We start from the raw sequence: 18,721 nt of genomic DNA, 5'->3' as shown, positions 1-18,721 counted from the left end.
GGATGCGCGAAGAGTGATGTTGGTCATCGGGCCTCCCCATGCGGGATAATGGTCCCCGATCAATGCGTTCGATACCGGCGGTGGACGGACCGGCGGTACGTCGATGAGCAGGTTGCAGGAAGGGGAACGAGCATGGCGGCCATGAAGCCGCGGACGGGCGACGGCCCGCTCGAGGTGACCAAGGAGGGGCGGGGCATCGTCATGCGAGTTCCGCTCGAGGGCGGTGGTCGGCTCGTCGTCGAGCTCACGCCCGACGAGGCCGACGCGCTGGGCGAGGCCCTGAAGAAGGCCTGCGGCTGAGCCGCGCGCGTTCCTCTCCGCAGAGCGTCGAGGCCCCACCGGGACACCATCCCGGTGGGGCCTCTTGTCTCCGCAGGTCGGGGGTGGCCGGAATCCGCTGCGGCCGCGGCCGGGCCGCAGGTGAGGGCCCGGTCAGCGTCTGACGGCGCAGAGCAGCCCGTCGCTCACCGGCAGCAGGGCGGGCAGCAGGGCGTCACTCTCCCTGACCACCCGGACCAGCTCCCGTACGGCGTGGGTCTGCGGGTCGCGCAGCCCGGGGTCGGCCAGCCGGCCTTCCTGGAAGACCCCCTCGAAGCAGACCATTCCGCCGGGTCGCAGCAGGCGCAACGATTCTGCGAGGTACTCCCGGCTCTCGGCTGCGTCACCGTCGCAGAACACCAGGTCGTACTGGCCGTCGGCGAGCCGGGGCAGCACCTCGAGCGCCCGGCCCGGGATCACCCGGAACCGGTTGGCGGCGAACCCGGCCTCCGCATAGGCCGCCCTGGCCAGCTGCTGCCGGTCGGGCTCCGGGTCCACCGTGGTCAGCACACCGTCCGGGCGCATGCCGCGCAGCAGATAGACCCCGGAGACCCCGGCCCCGGTGCCGATCTCCGCCACCGCCTTGGCACCGAGCGCCGCCGCCAGCAGCCGGAGGCAGGCACCCCCGCCGGGGCCCACCGCCCGTATCCCGGCCCGCGCCGCCCGGGTGCGGGCGCGGATCAGCGCGTCGTCCTCCCCGACATAGGTGTCGGCGAGGGCTGCACCCGCGAGCCCGAAGCCGGTGATGGCTGCCTCCGTCAGGGACCTGGCCAAAGCTGGTGTCGATATTTCCAGCCACAGGTTACTGGCCGTCCCGGGAACCGCGTCCGACGGCGGCACGTTGGTGCTGTACGAGGGCGAACGGCCCTCGGGACAGCGGTCGGCGGCGTCGACCGCGCAGGAGTGTACGGACAGGCTTTATCCGGAACTGACGGGCGAGGCGGATATGGTGGTGGCCCTGCTGGGCAGAAGAGCCGACCGAGGAGGTGTGGCTGAGGGCGGCGCCCCTGTGCGGCGGCAGTTCCGCAGCGCAGCGTCGGCCCGTACGCCAGAGCCCGTGATGAACCAGCCTGTGCACACCCCCGAAGAGCCGTCCGCCGACCCGAAGCCGGCAGCCACGGCCGCCTTCGCCCAGGGTGCCGACGTGCAGAGCTGGACTCCGCCCACCTGGGAGGAGATCGTCCAGGCCCACAGCGCCCGGGTCTACCGGCTCGCCTACCGCCTCACCGGCAACCAGCACGACGCCGAGGACCTCACCCAGGAGGTCTTCGTCCGTGTCTTCCGGTCGCTCTCCACCTACACCCCCGGCACCTTCGAGGGCTGGCTGCACCGGATCACCACCAATCTCTTCCTGGACATGGTGCGCCGCCGCCAGCGGATCCGCTTCGACGCCCTCGGTGAGGACGCCGCCGAGCGGCTGCCCAGCCGTGAGCCCAGCCCGGCGCAGCACTTCCACGACAACCACTTCGACGCCGATGTGCAGCTGGCGCTGGACACCCTTGCCCCGGAGTTCCGGGCCGCGGTGGTGCTCTGCGACATCGAGGGGCTGTCGTACGAGGAGATCGCGGCCACCCTGGGCGTCAAGCTCGGCACCGTCCGCAGCCGGATCCACCGCGGGCGCTCGCATCTGCGCTCCGCCCTCAAGCACCGTGCCCCGGGCACCGCTCCGGGCCGTGTGCGGCGCGGCGGTTCGGGCGCCACGGAGCCGGCCGCCACCGCGGCCGCCGGCCCAGCAGCGGCCGGTGAACCGGGTCGGGGGCGGTTGTGAGCGCCGAGCGCTACACCGGGTCGGGGCGTCGCAGCAGGACCCAGTCGGTCGGCAAGGACGGCACGGGCCTGGAGGAGTCGCAGACCACCGCCTCGGTGGTGGCGCTCACCAATGTCGGCACCACCGCCACGGCCGAGCAGTCCGTCGACGAGCACCACCTCGGCGAGCGGCTGGCGGGCTTTGTCGACGGCGAGCTCGACCACGACCTGCGCGACCGGGTACAGGTGCACCTGGCCACCTGCCCCGACTGCCTTGCCGAGGCTGAGGAGGCCCGGTCGGTCAAGCAGCTGCTGGCCGAGTCGGTCACCCCGGATCCCTCCACCATGCTGCTGGGCCGGCTGCTGGCGATCGGCGCGGACCGTCCGGACGGCGGCGACAGCACCTTCGGCGGCAGCAGCCGGCTGGACGGCGGCTCCTTCGGCCGCGGTGCGGGCGGCGGTTCCTTCGGCGGCGGCGCGGCCTTCGGCGGCGGCGCCCTGGGCGCTGCGGCACCACTTCCGGGCCTGGACCCCAGGGCGGCCCAGACAGGGCCGCTGGGAGAGCTGCGGATGTCCACCCGGCTGCGGAATGCGGTGGCCCCTCCGGACGGGCGGCCCGCGGGCACAGCGGCGGAGCGTTCGCCGCGGCCTTCGGCGGCGCGCGGCCGTCGGTTCGCCTTCGCCGCGGCAGGTGCCTTCTCGGTCGCGGCGGTGGCACTGACCGGTCTCGGCGGGTTCGGCAGTGTGGACACCACCACCGACGAGCCCTACGGCTCCAGCGTCAGCCCGGTCGCCGACACCGGCTCGGGCAACGGCGAGGTCTCCCCGCTGAACGCACCGCTGCGACTGCCGATCCGGGCCGGATACCCGGTCTCGGTCCCGGCCGAGCTGCCCGACTTCATCAGCGCCTCCCCGGCCACCCCGGGCGCCACCTCCTCCCCGCTGATCTCGGCGGGCCGGTCCGCCGAGCGGTAGTCGGCGGCAGCTCCGTGGACCGGTCCTCCCGACCGGGTGTCGGGGCGGGTGCCGGGACTGGTTGAATCGTGGGGCGGCCGCCGCGAGCCGCGGTGCCTACAGGGGAGCAGCAGCACGTATGAGCTCGACGGAAGACCGGGCAGAGCCGGCGACCGGCGCACCGCAGTGGTGGAGCCACCCGGACCGCCCCGTGGCCGCCGACCCCGGCTCCGCTCCCATGGAGGCCGCCGTCGAGGCCGGTGCCGAGGACACCGCACCGTCCGGTGGCGAGCCCCTGCCGACTCCAGCGGCGGCGCCTGAGGCCGTCACGGCTGCCTGGACCCGGCCGTATCCGCAGTGGGACCCCTGGGGGCCGCCCTCCGCCCCCGGCGGGGTGACCGGGTTCGACGGCTGGGCCGCTCCGCAGCCTCCGGCGGGGCCACGGCGTACCGGCCCGCTGGTGGTCGGCGCGGTACTGCTCGCCCTGTTCGCCGGGACCGTCGGCGGCGGCATCGGCGCCTTTCTGCAGGACCGCAGCACGGGTGGCCACATCAGCCTGCCGCAGATCTCCGACACCGCCGTGGGCCGGTCCCAGGACAGCGTCGCGGGCATCGCCCATGCCGCGCTGCCCGGGGTGGTCTACATCCATGTCAAGGGTCCCAGCGCGGAGGGGACCGGCACCGGCGTCGTCCTGGACACCAAGGGCCACATCCTCACCAACAACCATGTGGTCTCCCCGGCGGCCTCCTCCGGCACCATCACCGTCACCTTCGACAGCGGCCAGACCCGCAGGGCCACGGTGGTCGGGCGGGACGCCGGGTACGACCTGGCGGTGATCCGGGTCAGCGGGGTCTCCGGGCTGCAGCCGCTCACTCTCGGCGACTCCGACGGGGTGCAGGTCGGGGACCCGGTGGTGGCGATCGGCGCGCCCTTCGGCCTGGAGGGCACCGTCACGTCGGGCATCATCAGCGCCACCCACCGGCCCATCACCGCGGGCGGCGAGGGCGACAGCGACGGCGTCTCCTATGTGGACGCGCTGCAGACCGACGCACCGATAAACCCCGGCAACTCGGGCGGTCCGCTGATGGACGCACGCGGCCGGGTGATCGGCATCAACTCCGCCATCCGCTCCGCGTCCGGCGGCACCGGTGATCCGCTGGAGGCCGACAAGCAGGCCGGCAGCATCGGCCTGGGGTTCGCCATCCCGGTCAATGAGGCCCGCCGGGTCGCCGAGCAGCTGGTGAACGACGGCAAGGCGGTCCACCCGGTGATCGGGGTCACCCTGGACATGCGGTTCACCGGCGACGGGGCCAAGGTGCTGTCCGGGTCCGGTTCCTCCGGCAGCTCCCCGGTCACTGCGGGCGGGCCCGGTGAGCGGGCGGGGATCAGGCCCGGTGATGTGATCGTCTCGGCCGACGGGCGGCCGGTCCACGACGGCGACGAACTGGTGGTGGTGATCCGCAGCCACCGGCCCGGCGACACCCTGGAGCTGACCCTGAAGCGAGGGTCCGCCCGGCACACCGTGAAGGTCAGGCTGGACGGTGCGTCCGGGGGCTGACCGGGTGGTGCCCCGCCCATGTTTGCCACTGCTTAACCATGGGGCCTGCCCGGGACCCGCACCCGGCCATTACCCTGGTGGGCAGTCGCCGCCGCGCCTACACGTCGTCCAGCTGCAGGGAGTCCCGGGTGTTCAATGACATAGGCCTGCCGGAGATGCTGGTCCTCATCGTCATCGCGGTGATCGTCTTCGGACCGGACAAGCTGCCGAAGGTCATCCAGGACACCATGGCGTTCATCCGCAAGGTCCGCTCCTTCGCCGACAACGCCAAGGCCGACATCCGCAACGAGCTCGGCCCGGAGTTCAAGGACTTCGAGTTCGAGGACCTCAACCCCAAGACGTTCGTCCGCAAGAACCTGCTGGGCGGTGACGAGCTGGGTCTCAAGGAGATCCGCAACGGCTTCGACCTGAACCTGGACGAGGACGAGCCGGCTCCGGCGGCGCAGCGCACGGTCAGCGGCACGGTGGACATGACCAAGGGCGGCGGCGACCTGCCCTCCGGTGAGCGCCCGCCGTTCGACCCCGACGCCACCTGAGCCGACGGGAAACGGTCTCCGCCAGTCCCGAGGTCTCCGCCGGCCCCGAGGTCTCCGCCAGTCCCGAGGTCTCCGCCACTCCCGAAAAGACGTGGTTCCACGACACGCCGGGAGGGCGCCACTGCCCTCGCTATCCTATTTTCTGCCCTGATGCATCGTCTGCGACTGCGGGGCCCGGCCGCACCGCGCGCCGGAGCGGTGACAGGTCGTCTGAGGAGGCCCAGGATGGACACGACGAGTCGTGCGACGGGAGCGGCACCGGCGGCCGTGCTCGACGGCTTTCTGGCGGCGGACTTCCCCTGGTACGGCCTGGACGACGGCTGGACCGGGGCGCGCTGGCTGATGCAGGTGGGGGCCGGAGCCGACGGCGGGGTCGACTACGGCTCGGTCGGCCACGGCGACGAGCCCGCCGCCCGCCAGTACGAGGGGGTGCCGGACACCCGCCGCTTCGTCGTCGTGGTGACGGTGGCACGCCGCCCGGTGCGGCGCAGCATGGACGGCACAGGCGTCCTGGAGGCCACCTCGGCCTCCTCCGCGGCCTGGCTGGCCGGCTCCGGGCTGCTCTCGTCCACCTGGCCCGGCCAGCTGGACCGGTCCCTGCGGCAGGACTGGCTGGACCAGCAGACCGCCATCGCCTGGGACCTGGCCGACGACCTGGACGGCCCCAACTGGTCCTCGCTCAACCTGCCGGTGGCCGGCGTCCCCAAGGACTTCCGCTACCGCGAGTCCGAGTACGGCTGGGTGCTGGCCGGTGAGGCACGCGGGGTGCTGCTCGGTGCCTACGGACGCGGCATCAGCGCCTACGGCCTGGGCTTCGCGCCGGTCCCGGACATCGTCCGCTACACCGAGCCGCGCCCGGCCGGTGCCACCGCGCTCGGCGCCTCCTGACACACCGCAGGGCCCCGTGTGCATGGCCTGCCATGCACACGGGGCCCTGCGCCGTCCGGGAGGTGTCCGCGAACGGGTTGCCCGGAGCCGGTCGCCCCGGGCCTCGCTGCCTCAGAACTTGTTGCGCGGGGTGAGCCCGAGGGACAGCCCGGCCAGGCCGCGCTCGCGGCGGCCCAGCTTGCCCGCCACGGCGCGCAGCGCCTCACCGGCGGGGGAGTCCGGGTCGGACAGCACGACGGGCTTGCCCTCGTCGCCGCCCTCGCGGAGCCGGATGTCGATCGGGATGGCACCCAGCACCGGGACCTCGGCTCCGGTGGCCCGGGTGAGGGCATCGGCCACGGTGCGTCCGCCGCCGGTGCCGAAGACGTCCACCATCTCGCCGCAGTGCGGGCATGGCATGCCCGACATGTTCTCGATCACGCCGACGATCTTCTGGTGGGTCTGCAGGGCGATGGTGCCTGCCCGTTCGGCGACCTCCGCTGCGGCCTGCTGCGGAGTGGTGACGATCAGGATCTCCGCGTTGGGGACCAGCTGGGCCACCGAGATGGCGATGTCGCCGGTGCCGGGCGGCAGGTCCAGCAGCAGCACATCCAGGTCGCCCCAGTAGACGTCCGCCAGGAACTGCTGCAGAGCGCGGTGCAGCATGGGGCCGCGCCACACCACCGGGGCGTTGCCGGGGGTGAACATGCCGATGGAGATCACCTTCACGTCGTGCGCCGACGGAGGCATGATCATGTTCTCGACCTGGGTCGGCCGGCCCTCCACGCCCAGCATCCGCGGCACGCTGTGGCCGTAGATGTCGGCGTCCACCACGGCCACCTTCAGCCCGTCGGCGGCCAGTGCCGCCGCCAGGTTGACGGTCACCGAGGACTTGCCCACGCCGCCCTTGCCGGACGCCACCGCGTACACCCGGGTCAGCGAGCCCGGCTTGGCGAACGGGATCTCCCGCTCCGCCGTGCCGCCGCGCAGCATGGTGGAGAGCTCACGGCGCTGCTCGTCGCTCATCACATCCAGCTCGACCTCGACGCCGGTGACGCCGGGGACCCGCTGCACCGCCTCGGTGACGCGGCTGGTGATGGTGTCCCGCATCGGGCAGCCCGAGACGGTGAGCCAGACGGCGACGCGCACCGCGCCCCCGTCGCCGATCTCCACCGATTTCACCATGTTCAGCTCGGTGATGGGGCGGTGGATCTCCGGGTCCTGGACGGTCGCCAGCGCGCTGCGTACGGACTCCTCGAGTGCCGTCGCGCCGCCGGCCGCGCCCTGCGTCTCATTGGCCATGCACCGATGGTACGGCGCCTGCGGTGACCCCCGACCCGCCGGTAGCGTGCGGCGGGTCACACCCGCGGCACGCTGGGCGGCTCAGACGTCCTCGACCCGGGGGGCCAGCTCCCGGCGCTGCTCCTCCAGCTCCTTGAGCAGCCCCTGCAGCTCGGAGCGGAGGAAGTCGCGGGTGGCCACCTCGCCCAGGCCCTGACGGAGCGCGGCGACCTCCCGGGTGAGGAACTCGGTGTCGGCGATGTTGCGTTCGCTGCGGGCCCGGTCCTGCTCCATGTTCACCCGGTCCCGGTCGTCCTGCCGGTTCTGCGCCAGCAGGATGAGCGGGGCGGCGTACGACGCCTGCAGCGACAGCGCCAGGGTGAGGAAGATGAAGGGGTACTGGTCGAACCGGAGCGGGCCCGGCGCCAGGATGTTCCAGGCGATCCAGACGACCACCACCACCGTCATCCAGACGATGAACCGGCCCGTCCCCAGGAAGCGGGCGATCTGCTCCGACAGCCGCCCGAAGGCCTCCGGGTCGTAGGCGGGCAGCCGCAGCCAGGCCCGCCGGCCGCTGCGCGGCTGGTCCAGCCGGATCCGCCGGCGCTCCTCCCGCTCGCCCACCCGGGCCGCGGCCGCCTGGCCGGGGGAGGAGACCCCCTCGCGGATCCGCAGCTCCCGCAGGTCCCGCAGCTCCCGCAGCTCGCTCTGGAGCCGGGAGCGGCCCTCCTCCCGGTCCCGGCGGCCCCGTCCGCTGCGCTCACCGTCCACCGCCGGCCACCCCCTCGTGCGGCAGGTCCTCGATGTGCACGGTGGACTCCCGCCAGTCCTCGGGCAGCAGGTGGTCCAGGACGTCGTCCACCGTGACCGCGCCCAGCAGATGGTCGGCGTCGTCCACCACGGGTGCGGCCACCAGGTTGTAGGTGGCCAGATAGCTGGTGATCACCGGCAGCGGGGTGTCGGGCGGCAGCGGGTCCAGGTCGCGGTCGACGATCGAGCCGACCAGGGTGTACGGCGGCTCCCGCAGCAGCCGCTGGAAGTGCACCATGCCCAGAAAGGTGCCGGTGGGGGTCTCATTGGGCGGCCGGCAGATGTACACCTGCGCCGCCAGCGCCGACTTCTGGTCCGCCACCCGTACCCGGGCCAGTGCGTCGGCCACGGTGGCGTCCGGCTCCAGCACGATGGGTTCGGTGGTCATCAGACCGCCGGCGGTGTTCTCCTCGTAGCTCAGCAGACGGCGTACCGGCTCTGCCTCCTCGGGCTCCATCAGCCGCAGCAGCCGCTCGGCCTCGTCGTCCGGCAGCTCGGAGAGCAGGTCGGCGGCGTCGTCCGGGTCCATCGCCTCCAGGATGTCCGCGGCCCGCTCGTCCTTCAGCTTGCCGATGATCTCCACCTGGTCGTCCTCGGGCAGCTCCTCCAGGACGTCCGCCAGCCGCTCGTCGTCCAGTGCCGCCGCCACCTCGCCGCGGCGCTTGGCGGACAGATGGTGCAGCACATTGGCCAGGTCGGCGGGGCGCAGCTGCTCGAAGGTGGCCAGCAGATTGGCCGCGCCCTGGCCCTCCTCGGCCAGCGAGAAGCCGGTGACCGAGGACCAGTCCACGGTGAGGGTCTCGCCCCGGCGGCGGAGCCGGCCCGACTTGCCGCGCTGCACGAAGACCTTGCTGATCTCCCACTCCCGCAGCCGGGTCTGCACCATCGCCACGTCCAGGACGGTGACCTGCTCGCCGCTGGCGGTGAGGTTGACCCGGCGGTCCAGCATCTCGCCCACCACCAGCGTCTCGGTGGGCCGCTGCTCGAAGCGCCGCATGTTGATCACACCGGTGGTCAGCACCTGGCCGGACTCCAGGCTGGTGACCCGGGTCATCGGCAGGAAGATGCGACGGCGGCTGACCACCTCGACGACCAGCCCCAGGACCCGGGGCGGCCTGCCGCCCAGGCGCAGCGAGACCACGACGTCGCGGACCCGGCCCACCTGGTCGCCGTTGGGGTCGAAGACCGCTGTTCCGGAGAGGTGGGAGATGAAGACCCGGTTGGCTGAACCTGGCATGGCCTCCTCGGTCTCCTCACTGGCTGCCCGGTCCGCCCGCTGTTGCGTGGCAGCACTGCACACCCGCCCCGCGCGCCGTTGTGCAGCCCAGGCTACCCGTGCGGCCCCGCGCGGGCCCGCCGGGCGGTCCACCGCGTGTGGCTCCGGCAAGCAGGCCGCGCAGGTCCGGTGAAGGGCTGCCGGTGGGGCCCCGGGAGCGAAACCCGCGGTGCCGTCTCCCGCGTACGCTGCGGTAGCTTGCTGGCGTCCCGCCGGCCCCGACTCCAGGAGGAATCTGTCGATGCGCCGCACCGCCGCCCTGGGGACGGTCTGCGCGGCCGTCGCGCTCGCCGCCGGCTGCTCCGGGCCGCCGCCCGACCCTGACGCGGGGACCAACGGCATCGGCCGGCAGGCCCCGGACACCATCGCGGCCAAGGCACGCGCGGCCGCCCTCGGTGCCTCCTCGGTGCACCTCTCCGGCACGGTCGTCAGCGCGGGGGCCACCTACCGGCTCGACATGCGGCTCAAGTCCGGCGGGGGCACCGGCAAGGTGGTCAGCGGCGCCCGTACCTTCGAGCTGCTGCGGGTCGGGTCCCAGCTGTACGTCAAGGGCGACGCCGCCTTCTACAGCGAGGCCTCGTCGGGCTCCTCGTCGGCGGTCTCGGCCTCGGCCTCGGCCAAGCTGGAGGGGAAGTACGTCAGGGTGCACTCCACCGACCCCTCCTACCGCCAGCTGTCCGTCTTCACCGACAAGGCCGCGATGCTCGGCAGTGTCACCGATCTCGGGGGTCCGGCCCGCAAGGCGGACTACCGCAAGGTCGACGGCCTGCGTACGGTCGCGGTGACCACGGACGGGGGCAGCACCGTGCGGGTCTCCCTCCAGGGCACCCCCCTCCCGGTGGAGGTGGACCGCCCGGGGAACGCCGGCACTCTCACACTCAGCGAGTACGGCAGGGACTTCACCGTGACGGCTCCGTCCGCCGGGCAGGTGCTGGACTTCGGTACCGGCTCCGCCGCGACCGGCAAGGGCTGACCCGGCCGGGACCGCGCGGCGGCCGCCCGGGCCTCAGCCCTTGCGGCGGCGCAGCAGCAGCTTGGGCAGCCCGGCGGGGATGGGCCGGCGTGTGGTGGCCGGGGAGGGCATCGGCGGCGCGGCGTGGGAGGCGTCCGGCATCGCACCCGGGCGCTCGTCGGACGGCCCGGCCGGCTCCAGCCGCAGCACCCGGCACTCCCTGGCCCAGCGGTCGGCGATGGTGTCGGTATCGGGGGCGTTCAGCCGCTTGCCCTTGAGCTCTTCCACCGCGGCCAGCCAGGCCTCGCTGCCCGGCGCCAGCTGCACCACGCGGGCCTGCCAGCGCACCAGCCGGCCGCCCTTGTCCTTGCTGCGGACGGTCACCGCCGCCTGCTGCCCGTCGGCGAGCCCGTGCAGGGGCTGTTCGGCGCCGTCCCCGACGACTACCACCGCGCCGTCCTGCCAGGCGTGCCACAGCGGACGGCTCGGGGGGCCGGAGTGCTCCCGGCCGCCCGCCGCCACCCAGAGCAGCCCGGACTTCTTCGCGGACTCCTCCACCAGCGCGGGATCGAAGAGCTCTTCGGCCGTCGGGGTGGGTGCGGCAGCAACACGGTCCATGCCGCACAGCGTACGGTGCGCACCCGGCCATGATCGAGCCTTGGTGTCCGCTCGCTGGACGACAGTGGTGTGACGCCGCATAGGCCCTTACATTAAGAGGATCCGCCTTCACCACACACAGCCTTGAGGAGCACCGTGCCCGGCCGGCCCGACACCGCATCACCCACTCCGGCCGGAGCCCCGGCAGCGCCGCCGGTGGAGGGCCTCCCCGGGCACCCGCAGCCGCCCGCCGCAGCGCACCCGCACCGGCTGCCGATGACGGACCTGCTGCTGCTCGCGGTCTCCGTGGGCGGTATCTCCCTCTCCGCGCCGCTGATCAGCGCCACCGCCGCGCCCGCACTGGCCATCGCCTTCTGGCGGAACACCATGGCGGTGGGCGCCCTGGCCCCGTACGCGCTGCTGCGGCACCGCGCCGAGCTGCGCGGCATCGGCCGCCGCGCGCTGCTGCTGACCCTCGCCGCGGGACTGCTGCTCGCCCTGCACTTCGCGCTCTGGCTGCCCAGCCTGCGGATGACCTCGGTGGCGTCCTCCACCGCACTGGTCACCACCACCCCCCTGTGGGCGACCCTGATCATGCGGCTGCGCGGCCACCGCGCCCCCGTGATGGTGTGGGTCGGCACCGGTGTGGCCTTCACCGGTGTGCTGGTACTGACCGGGGTGGACCTCTCGCTCTCCCTGCGGGCCCTGTCCGGTGACGCCCTGGCGCTGGCCGCGGGCCTGGCGGCCGCCGGCTATCTGCTGCTGGGCGCCGAAGTCCGGCGTACGGTCTCCACCACCGCGTACACCCTGCTCTGCTACGCCACCACCGCGGTGCTGCTGCTGGTCGCGGTGCTGGCCTCCGGTACGGCTCTGCACGGCTGGGACGCGGGCACCTGGTGGAAGCTGGTGCTGCTCACCGCCACCGCGCAGCTGCTGGGCCACTCGCTCAGCAACCGGGTGGTGCGCACCCTGGGGCCTTCGGTGACCTCCACCGCCATCCTGCTGGAGACACCCGGCGCGGCCCTGATCGCCGCCGTCTGGCTGGGCCAGCTGCCCCCGGTCGCCGCCTATCCCGCGGTGGTGCTGATCCTGGCCGGCCTGGTGCTGGTGATCCGTACCAACCGCCGCGGCTGACCAGTCCGGCGGGACGGCCCGCGGTGGCCGGTCCCCGGCTGCCGCGCCGCCGTCGGCGCGGTCCGGAAGCCGGTGCCCGCGCCGCCCTCGGGGTCAGAGCCAGCCGTTGCGGCGGAAGCCGCGGTACATCATGCAGCAGACCACGGCGATGCCGATCAGCACCGCCGGGTAGCCGTACTGGGACTTGAGCTCCGGCATGTGGTCGAAGTTCATCCCGTAGACACCGGTGATCATGGTGGGGACGGCGAAGATGGCCGCCCAGGCGGTGATCTTGCGCATGTCCTCGTTCTGCGCCACCGAGACCTGCGCCAGATTGGCCTGGAGCAGCGAGTTGAGCAGCTCGTCGAAGGCGGACACCTGCTCGTTGACCCGCGCCAGGTGGTCGGCGACATCGCGGAAGTACTTCTGGATGTCCGGGTCCACCAGCCGCATGGGGCGCTCGGAGAGCAGCTGCATCGGGCGCAGCAGCGGGCCGGCCGCCCGCTTGAACTCCAGCACCTCCCGCTTGAGCTGGTAGACGCGGCCGATGTCGGCGCTCTTGCCGCTCCGGGTGGCGAAGACGTCGAACTCGACCTCGTCCACATCGGTCTGCAGCTCGTCCACCACCGCCAGGTAGTCGTCGACGACCTGGTCGGAGATGGCGTGCAGTACCGCTGAGGGCCCCTTGGCCAGCAGGTCGACGTCCTCCTCCAGCCGGCGGCGCAGGGCGCGCAGCGAGCCGTGCTCGCCATGCCGCACGGTGATCACGAAGTCCTTGCCGGTGAAGACCATCACCTCACCGGTGTCCACCACCTCGCTGGTGGGGGTGAGCTGGTCGTGCTCTACGTACCTGATGGTCTTGAAGACGGCGAAGAGCACATCGTCATAGCGCTCCAGCTTGGGCCGCTGGTGGGCGTGGACCGCGTCCTCCACCGCCAGGGGGTGCAGTCCGAAGCGCTTGGCGATGCCCTCGAACTCCGCCTCGGTGGGCTCGTGCAGCCCGATCCAGACGAAGGAGTCGGCGTCGGCCGGCTCACTGTTGGCCAGCCGTACCCGGTGCACGGCCTCACGGGGCGAGCAGCTGTCGCCGACGCGCTTGCCGGCCCGGTACACGGCGCAGTCCACCACCGCGCTGGGGGTCGGCTCGGAGAGGCTGCCGTCGTAGGCGGAACCGGGACGGCGGCGGTGCGGACGGACGACGGCGCGCAGGTCGCGGATCATCGACATGGCGGGCTCCTTCAGGGCAGGGCCGTCGACTGCCGGCAGGGCGGTGGGTCGCCCCAGCGGGGTGCCGGAGTGCGGCGGCGGGAAACGCCTGGCGGTGGCGCCGAGGAGGTGAGAAACCGTCACGGCGCCCGGGGCGGCGCTCTCCCGTCCGGTGGTACGTGCCCGGAAAACACGATCCGCTGCTGCCTCGGAGGGCAGGGATGGGGCCTGAGCACTCCCGATCCGGGAGGAGGAACACATCGGGGCGGAGCCTCAAAGGGGGCTCATCTGCCAACCGCGGTTCGGTTGCTGTCAGGTCCTCAGATCCGAGGAGGGCGGCCGCAGGGCACCGGTACGGGAGAGCTGCCGGTACTGCACGGTCGGCTGGTATCCACCCGCAACCACCTCCCTCGGCCGGTCCCCGCTGGGGGAAAGCCTCGTCCCTCACCGCGCGCGGCGCGCGCCCCACTGCGTCCGCCTGCGGAATGCCGTCGCCGGGTTTCACCCGCGCCCCGGCCGGGTAGGCCGTGGTGCATCGACCCCGCCAGGGGTCCCTGCGGCATGTCCGCTTTCGCGGGCCAGCGACCCACCATAGCAGGCGCCGCGAGGAGCCCGCCGCAGGACGGCCGTAACGGCCTCCCCTCAGTCTGCCCGATAACCTCGCCTGTATGGCCCCTCATGACCCAGGCTTTGCCGCCGCAGGCCCCGACCCGCTCTCGCGCGAGGCGGTGCTGACCGCGGTGGAGGCCCGGCTGCTCACCACCTTCGGGGAGCCCACCGGGCGGGCGGCCGTCACCTTCCTCGGCGCCGACCGCATCGAGGTGCTGCGCTTCGGCCCGGGCGGCGGGACCGGCGCGGCGGAGCCGGCACTGGTCCGCTACACCACCCTCGGCATGGCCGCGGCCCCGATGGCCGATCCGCTGAGCCCGGTCGCCGACCCGCACCGGGGCCCGCGCGCCGAGCTGGTGCTCTCGGTGCGCGGCGGGCGTGACGGCGCGCTGCGGGGGCTGGCGACCCTGGCGGCGTCCCCCCAGGTGGAGGGGCTGGTGGTGGCCCCGGGAGCCTCACTGGACCTGGGCGCCCCGCTGTGGGAGGGGGCGCCGTTCCAGTCGGTGCTGGTGGCCGAGCCGGGCGGCCTGGTGGCCGATCTGGAGCTTCCTGAGCCCGCCGAGCCGGTCCGCTTTCTGCCGCTGCTGCCGATGACGCCCAACGAGGCGGCGTGGAAGCGGGTGCACGGTGCCCCGGCGCTGCAGGAGCTCTGGCTGCGGCACGGTACCGATCTGCGGGATCCGCAGCGCCGCACCGCACCGCTGGACTGACCCGGCGACCCGCGGCCGCGTCAGGAGGCGCCGCGGACGAAGGCGATGACCCCGTCGGCGACCAGCTGCACGGCGATGGCCGACAGCAGCAGTCCGGACAGCCGGGTGACCAGCACCACGCCGCCCTCCTTGATGATCCTGATGACGACCAGCGAGTAGCGCATCGTCAGCCAGAGCACCACGTGCATCGCCACGATCGCCGTCCACACCCCGATCTCCTGACCGGTGCCGTGGGCGCCCTGGACGGCCAGGATCACGGCGACGATGGCGCCGGGGCCGGCCAGCAGCGGGGTGCCCAGCGGGACCAGGGCGACATTGACCTCCTTGGTCTGGGTGGGCTCCTCGATCCGGCCGGTGAGCAGGTCCAGGGCGATCAGCAGGAGCAGCAGCCCTCCGGAGACCTGCAGCGCCGGGATGGAGACATGCAGGTAGTCCAGGATCTGGTGGCCGAAGAGCCCGAAGGCGGTGATCACCCCGAGTGCCACCAGGGCGGCCTGCCAGGCCATCCGGCGCTGGGTGCGGACGGCGCGGCCGGAGGTCAGGGCCAGGAAGATGGGGATTGTTCCCGGCGGATCCATGATCACGAACAGGGTGACGAAGAGCGACCCGAAGGCCGCGACGTCGAAGAAGGACATGGGTGGTGCTCGCAGCTCTCTGTCTGGGTGTCTCGGTTCAGGGGCGGCGCCCGTGGTGCAGCAGCCGGTCGGGGCCCTGGTGCGCACCCGCCTTGCGGAGGGCAGCACAGAGCCGGCCGCGCGTCTCCGGGGCGCGCGGCTCACCGCGCCCCGGAGGTGTCCGGTCGGCGGGGCGCGGGGGTGGGGGTTCGGGGGATCAGGCGGGAATCGGCTTGGCTCCGGTGGCCTGGCCGATCAGCTCCTCGTACACCGCGGGGTCGGTGGTGTGCTCGCCCAGCCGGACGGTCTTGCGGGTGCCGTGGTAGTCGCTGGACCCGGTGACCAGCAGGTCCAGGTCGGCGGCCAGACCGCGCAGCCGGGCCCGGGTCTCCTCGTCGTGGTCCAGATGCTCGACCTCCAGCCCGGCCAGTCCGGCCGCTGCCAGTTCGGCGATCACCCGGTCGGGGACGGTACGGCCGCGCTTGACGGCACCCGGGTGGGCGAAGACCGGCACTCCTCCGGCGGTGCGCACCAGGCGCACCGCCTCGACCGGGTCCAGCTCGTGCTTCTGCACATCGGCGCGTCCGCCGTTGGCCAGCCACTCGGGCGTGAAGGCGTCGCTCACGGTGGCGACCACCCCGGCCTCGACCAGGGCGCTGGCGATGTGCGGACGGCCGACGGCGCCGCCGGCGGCGATCCTGCGGACCTGGTCCCAGGTGATGGGGGCGCCCAGTGCGCGGCACCGCTCCACGATCCCTCGCCGCGGCGGAAGCGGTCGGTGCGGACCAGCTCTCGCTCACGCGCGAGCGTGGGCTCCTCGGGATCGAAGAGATAGGCCAGCAGATGCATGCTGATGCCCTCGACCCGGCAGGACAGCTCGGCCCCGGTCACCAGGGTGAGCGATCCCTTGGGCAGGGCGCGCAGCGCGGCGGCCGCCTCGGAGTGCCCGGCCACCGTGTCGTGGTCGGTGAGCGCCACCACGTCGAGCCCGGCGTGCACGGCGGCGGCGACCAGCTCGGCGGGGGTGTCGGTCCCGTCCGAGGCGTTGCTGTGGGCGTGCAGGTCGATGCGCACGGCTGCGGGCTCCTGGTGGGGCTGGGGGAGTGGGCTGCACCAGGATAGCGCGACTACCGGTGCCAAAAAGCCCCGGAGGCAGTAATTCCTACTGTATCTTGCGCCACAAGCCAAAGATCTTAAGGCAGATCCCCTGGATCAAGAGAGAATCCTCGGCGAGAGCGCTCCGCAGGGCAGTAGCTCAAGCTCGGCCCCGGCATCCCGCAGATCGGTGAGCACCAGCTCGTCGTACATCAGCATTCCGGACCGCTCGGGCCAGGCCACGGCCCAGATCCACAGCCCCATGGCCTCGCCGACGAAGACGGCCCGGTCGTCCGGCGCCCCCGGGACGTGCCACATCGGGGTGGGCCGCCCGGCCGCCAGCAGCTTGGCGTCGGCGGGGCGGTCGATGGCCAGGGAGCCGCCGGGGTCGGGGCCGGCGATCCCGGCGTACCTGGCGCCCAGACCGACCCCCAGCTCCTCGGCGACCAGCACCAGCTCGCCGAACCCGCCCAGCGGGCCGGGGCCGGAGCAGGCGACGGCGGTGGCCCGGGCTCCGGACAGGTCGTCCCCCGCGTGGGCGATGCCGGTGTAGAGCCAGCCCACCGGAAGCGGCCAGGGCATCCAGACCGGGACCTGCGAGCGGGCGACCGCGACCGCGAGCGCCTCGATGCTGGGCGGCACCACGGGTTGCAGCGGGTGCACCGCCCCGTGTGTGTCGCACTGCCAGGTGTCGGAGAAGAGGCCGGGGGCGCGGACGCGGCCTCCGCACCTCGGACAACTGGGCTCGCCCCTCATAGCCGTCAACGGTCCTCCGTCAGGCGGAGCACGTCAAGGACGATCACCCGACCGGGTCACCGGCGCGGCGCCGCAGATATGAGTTGTGTAATGCAACCGATGTAGTTAGCATTAATTAGCAGAGCTAAGAAGATGGAGGAGAGGCCAAGTGAGTTCCAAGGCAGACCCCGCCGCCGGACATCGCGGCGCCCAGAGCGGCATCCTGCGCCAGCCGATGGCCGTCTGGGCCACCGCGGGCGCCGCCGTGGTGGCCTTCATGGGCATCGGCCTGGTCGACCCGATCCTGCCGTCCATCGCCAAGGGCCTGGATGCCACCCCGGGCCAGGTGTCGCTGCTCTTCACGAGCTACTTCCTGATCACCGCCGTGGCCATGCTGATCACCGGCTTCGTCTCCAGCCGGATCGGCGGCCGCAAGACCCTGCTGGCCGGTCTCGCCCTGGTGGTGGTCTTCGCCGCGCTGGCAGGGACCTCCGACACGGTGGGGCAGCTGGTGGGCTTCCGCGCCGGATGGGGGCTGGGCAACGCGCTCTTCGTCTCCACCTCGCTGGCGGTGATCGTGGGTGCCGCGAGCGGTGGCAGCGAGTCGGCCATCCTGCTCTACGAGTCCGCCCTGGGCCTCGGCATGGCCTGCGGGCCGCTGCTGGGCGCCCTGCTCGGCAACGCCAACTGGCGCTATCCCTTCTTCGGCACCGCCACCCTGATGGCCATCGGCTTCGTCGCCATCGCCTCGCTGCTCAAGGAGCAGCCCAGGCCGGCCCGGCGCACCAGCCTCGCGGACCCGCTCAAGGCCCTCGGCCACAGCGGTCTGGCCACCACCGCGGCCAGCGCGTTCTTCTACAACTACGCCTTCTTCACGGTGCTGGCCTTCTCCCCGTTCGTGCTGAACATGAGCCCGTACCGCAGCGGCGGGGTCTTCTTCGCCTGGGGTGTACTGCTGGCCGTCTTCTCGGTGCTGGTGGCCCCCCGGCTGCAGCAGCGCTTCGGGTCGATCAAGGTGCTGGGCACCTCGCTGGTGCTGATGGCTGCCGACCTGGTGCTGCTGGGCTACGGGTCGCACACCGCGGCGATCGCCGCCACCATCGCCTCCGGTGCCTTCATCGGCATGAACAACACCGTCTACACGGAACTGGCGCTGGAGATCTCCGATGCGCCCCGGCCGGTCGCCTCGGCCGGCTACAACTTCGTCCGCTGGTTCGCCGCGGCGGCCGCTCCCTACGCCGCGCCCAAGCTCGAGGAGCACTTCGACATCCACATGCCCTTTGTGGTGGCCGCGGTGGCCGCGGTGGTGGCCATGCTGGTCGCCGTGGTGCGGCGCGGGCACCTGCGGCACGATGCCGTGCACGAGGAGCGGACGGTGGGGGCCCATGACCCGCTGGCGGTGGAGCTGGCGGCGCAGCGGGCGCGCTGAGGCCCCGGAGAAGGACGGCAGCCCCGCCACCGCGATGCGGTGGCGGGGCTGCTGCGACGCTGCTTCGGTGCGGCCGCCGTCAGGCGGCCGGGCACGGTCGGATATAGAGACGCTCGCCGGTTGCGGCGGCGGTCTCGACCAGTTCCCGCACAGTGTCGGCATCGGCGATGAACCGGTCGGTGGCGACGCCGTCGGTGTCGTCCAGTCGCATGATCTCGAAGCGCATGGGCCTCTCCCTTCCTGGCCTCTCACGAGGAGCTGGATGGTGCCGGCAAGGCTCCCCCCACGGTCACGGTGCCGTGCTACTGCTTCGTT

General features: G+C 72.8%; 19 protein-coding genes and 1 pseudogene. 10 read left to right on the top strand and 10 right to left on the bottom strand.

Going from position 1 to position 18,721, the window contains the following annotated elements; genetic code table 11:
• Positions 1 to 132 precede the first annotated feature (132 nt).
• Positions 133 to 300, top strand: a complete 168-nt coding sequence (locus AB0761_RS15270) for a DUF3117 domain-containing protein (RefSeq protein WP_107101321.1) — start codon at positions 133 to 135, stop codon at positions 298 to 300.
• A 132-nt stretch (positions 301 to 432) separates the two neighbouring features.
• On the opposite strand, the gene AB0761_RS15265 is transcribed toward AB0761_RS15270, so the two are convergent.
• Entirely contained in the window at positions 433 to 1,092 is a 660-nt protein-coding gene (locus tag AB0761_RS15265; protein WP_377269543.1) for an O-methyltransferase, read from the bottom strand.
• 286 nt (positions 1,093 to 1,378) lie between these two features.
• Between AB0761_RS15265 and sigE the strand changes: the two genes are divergently transcribed.
• The 5 genes from sigE to AB0761_RS15240 all read left to right on the top strand — a co-directional run bounded on the left by sigE (position 1,379) and on the right by AB0761_RS15240 (position 6,000).
• Complete coding sequence (sigE, locus tag AB0761_RS15260) at positions 1,379 to 2,086, top strand: RNA polymerase sigma factor SigE (protein WP_377274121.1); 708 nt, start codon at positions 1,379 to 1,381, stop codon at positions 2,084 to 2,086.
• Complete coding sequence (locus AB0761_RS15255; RefSeq protein ID WP_377269542.1) at positions 2,083 to 3,039, top strand: anti-sigma factor family protein; 957 nt, start codon at positions 2,083 to 2,085, stop codon at positions 3,037 to 3,039. The genes sigE and AB0761_RS15255 overlap by 4 nt, the downstream gene beginning before the upstream one ends.
• A gap of 118 nt (positions 3,040 to 3,157) precedes the next feature.
• Positions 3,158 to 4,576 carry a trypsin-like peptidase domain-containing protein gene (locus AB0761_RS15250; RefSeq protein ID WP_377269541.1) on the top strand — a complete coding sequence of 473 codons (1,419 nt, stop codon included), beginning with the start codon at positions 3,158 to 3,160 and terminating at the stop codon, positions 4,574 to 4,576.
• A 128-nt stretch (positions 4,577 to 4,704) separates the two neighbouring features.
• Positions 4,705 to 5,112: a sec-independent translocase gene (locus AB0761_RS15245; protein ID WP_377269540.1), complete on the top strand. Its 408-nt coding sequence runs from the start codon at positions 4,705 to 4,707 to the stop codon at positions 5,110 to 5,112.
• 225 nt (positions 5,113 to 5,337) lie between these two features.
• The gene (locus AB0761_RS15240; RefSeq protein ID WP_377269539.1) at positions 5,338 to 6,000 is read left to right on the top strand and encodes a hypothetical protein; all 663 of its coding nucleotides are present in this window, start codon (positions 5,338 to 5,340) and stop codon (positions 5,998 to 6,000) included.
• 111 nt (positions 6,001 to 6,111) lie between these two features.
• Here AB0761_RS15240 and AB0761_RS15235 read toward each other — a convergent pair whose 3' ends face one another.
• The 3 genes from AB0761_RS15235 to AB0761_RS15225 form a co-directional block, all read right to left on the bottom strand.
• Positions 6,112 to 7,281 (bottom strand): Mrp/NBP35 family ATP-binding protein, encoded by a 1,170-nt coding sequence (locus AB0761_RS15235; protein ID WP_377269538.1) that lies wholly within the window; start codon positions 7,279 to 7,281, stop codon positions 6,112 to 6,114.
• An 81-nt stretch (positions 7,282 to 7,362) separates the two neighbouring features.
• A complete protein-coding gene (locus AB0761_RS15230) occupies positions 7,363 to 7,929 on the bottom strand; it encodes a DUF1003 domain-containing protein (protein ID WP_377274119.1) in 567 nt (188 codons plus the stop codon).
• Between the two features lie 91 nt (positions 7,930 to 8,020).
• The gene (locus tag AB0761_RS15225; RefSeq protein WP_377269537.1) at positions 8,021 to 9,307 is read right to left on the bottom strand and encodes a magnesium transporter MgtE N-terminal domain-containing protein; all 1,287 of its coding nucleotides are present in this window, start codon (positions 9,305 to 9,307) and stop codon (positions 8,021 to 8,023) included.
• Between the two features lie 280 nt (positions 9,308 to 9,587).
• Between AB0761_RS15225 and AB0761_RS15220 the strand changes: the two genes are divergently transcribed.
• Positions 9,588 to 10,319 carry a hypothetical protein gene (locus AB0761_RS15220; RefSeq protein ID WP_377269536.1) on the top strand — a complete coding sequence of 244 codons (732 nt, stop codon included), beginning with the start codon at positions 9,588 to 9,590 and terminating at the stop codon, positions 10,317 to 10,319.
• Positions 10,320 to 10,352: 33 nt separating this feature from the next.
• On the opposite strand, the gene AB0761_RS15215 is transcribed toward AB0761_RS15220, so the two are convergent.
• Positions 10,353 to 10,916 carry a hypothetical protein gene (locus tag AB0761_RS15215; protein WP_377269535.1) on the bottom strand — a complete coding sequence of 188 codons (564 nt, stop codon included), beginning with the start codon at positions 10,914 to 10,916 and terminating at the stop codon, positions 10,353 to 10,355.
• A gap of 135 nt (positions 10,917 to 11,051) precedes the next feature.
• Here AB0761_RS15215 and AB0761_RS15210 point away from each other — a divergent pair, with 135 nt between their 5' ends.
• Positions 11,052 to 12,029, top strand: coding sequence for a DMT family transporter (locus AB0761_RS15210; protein ID WP_377269534.1), 978 nt, complete (start codon positions 11,052 to 11,054; stop codon positions 12,027 to 12,029).
• 93 nt (positions 12,030 to 12,122) lie between these two features.
• Here AB0761_RS15210 and corA read toward each other — a convergent pair whose 3' ends face one another.
• Entirely contained in the window at positions 12,123 to 13,235 is a 1,113-nt protein-coding gene (gene corA, locus AB0761_RS15205; protein WP_377269533.1) for a magnesium/cobalt transporter CorA, read from the bottom strand.
• A 647-nt stretch (positions 13,236 to 13,882) separates the two neighbouring features.
• Between corA and AB0761_RS15200 the strand changes: the two genes are divergently transcribed.
• Positions 13,883 to 14,533, top strand: coding sequence for a suppressor of fused domain protein (locus AB0761_RS15200; protein WP_377269532.1), 651 nt, complete (start codon positions 13,883 to 13,885; stop codon positions 14,531 to 14,533).
• 20 nt (positions 14,534 to 14,553) lie between these two features.
• Here the strand turns inward: AB0761_RS15200 and AB0761_RS15195 are convergent, their stop codons facing one another.
• The 3 genes and pseudogenes from AB0761_RS15195 to AB0761_RS15185 form a co-directional block, all read right to left on the bottom strand.
• A complete protein-coding gene (locus AB0761_RS15195; RefSeq protein WP_377269531.1) occupies positions 14,554 to 15,168 on the bottom strand; it encodes a MarC family protein in 615 nt (204 codons plus the stop codon).
• Positions 15,169 to 15,364: 196 nt separating this feature from the next.
• Positions 15,365 to 16,221: pseudogene (locus AB0761_RS15190) on the bottom strand (PHP domain-containing protein).
• Between the two features lie 138 nt (positions 16,222 to 16,359).
• Positions 16,360 to 16,998: a DUF6758 family protein gene (locus tag AB0761_RS15185; protein WP_377269530.1), complete on the bottom strand. Its 639-nt coding sequence runs from the start codon at positions 16,996 to 16,998 to the stop codon at positions 16,360 to 16,362.
• 214 nt (positions 16,999 to 17,212) lie between these two features.
• On the opposite strand from AB0761_RS15185, the gene AB0761_RS15180 reads away from it, so the two are divergent.
• On the top strand, positions 17,213 to 18,406 hold the full coding sequence (locus AB0761_RS15180; RefSeq protein WP_377274117.1) for an MFS transporter: 1,194 nt from the start codon (positions 17,213 to 17,215) through the stop codon (positions 18,404 to 18,406).
• A gap of 79 nt (positions 18,407 to 18,485) precedes the next feature.
• On the opposite strand, the gene AB0761_RS15175 is transcribed toward AB0761_RS15180, so the two are convergent.
• Positions 18,486 to 18,632, bottom strand: coding sequence for a hypothetical protein (locus AB0761_RS15175; RefSeq protein WP_169797027.1), 147 nt, complete (start codon positions 18,630 to 18,632; stop codon positions 18,486 to 18,488).
• Positions 18,633 to 18,721 lie beyond the last annotated feature (89 nt).

Origin of the sequence: Peterkaempfera podocarpi (assembly GCF_042466665.1) — a bacterium.
GTDB lineage: Bacteria > Actinomycetota > Actinomycetes > Streptomycetales > Streptomycetaceae > Peterkaempfera > Peterkaempfera podocarpi.
This window is presented reverse-complemented; position numbering and strand designations above follow the sequence as displayed.

Coding starts and splice junctions, on each gene's coding strand:
- AB0761_RS15270 (WP_107101321.1), top strand. CDS start 133: ATGGCGGCCATGAAGCCGCGGACGGGCGACGGCCCGCTCGAGGTGACC.
- sigE (WP_377274121.1), top strand. CDS start 1,379: ATGAACCAGCCTGTGCACACCCCCGAAGAGCCGTCCGCCGACCCGAAG.
- AB0761_RS15250 (WP_377269541.1), top strand. CDS start 3,158: ATGAGCTCGACGGAAGACCGGGCAGAGCCGGCGACCGGCGCACCGCAG.
- AB0761_RS15240 (WP_377269539.1), top strand. CDS start 5,338: ATGGACACGACGAGTCGTGCGACGGGAGCGGCACCGGCGGCCGTGCTC.
- AB0761_RS15235 (WP_377269538.1), bottom strand. CDS start 7,281: ATGGCCAATGAGACGCAGGGCGCGGCCGGCGGCGCGACGGCACTCGAG.
- AB0761_RS15225 (WP_377269537.1), bottom strand. CDS start 9,307: ATGCCAGGTTCAGCCAACCGGGTCTTCATCTCCCACCTCTCCGGAACA.
- AB0761_RS15220 (WP_377269536.1), top strand. CDS start 9,588: ATGCGCCGCACCGCCGCCCTGGGGACGGTCTGCGCGGCCGTCGCGCTC.
- AB0761_RS15215 (WP_377269535.1), bottom strand. CDS start 10,916: ATGGACCGTGTTGCTGCCGCACCCACCCCGACGGCCGAAGAGCTCTTC.
- corA (WP_377269533.1), bottom strand. CDS start 13,235: ATGTCGATGATCCGCGACCTGCGCGCCGTCGTCCGTCCGCACCGCCGC.
- AB0761_RS15200 (WP_377269532.1), top strand. CDS start 13,883: ATGGCCCCTCATGACCCAGGCTTTGCCGCCGCAGGCCCCGACCCGCTC.
- AB0761_RS15195 (WP_377269531.1), bottom strand. CDS start 15,168: ATGTCCTTCTTCGACGTCGCGGCCTTCGGGTCGCTCTTCGTCACCCTG.
- AB0761_RS15185 (WP_377269530.1), bottom strand. CDS start 16,998: ATGAGGGGCGAGCCCAGTTGTCCGAGGTGCGGAGGCCGCGTCCGCGCC.
- AB0761_RS15180 (WP_377274117.1), top strand. CDS start 17,213: ATGGCCGTCTGGGCCACCGCGGGCGCCGCCGTGGTGGCCTTCATGGGC.
- AB0761_RS15175 (WP_169797027.1), bottom strand. CDS start 18,632: ATGCGCTTCGAGATCATGCGACTGGACGACACCGACGGCGTCGCCACC.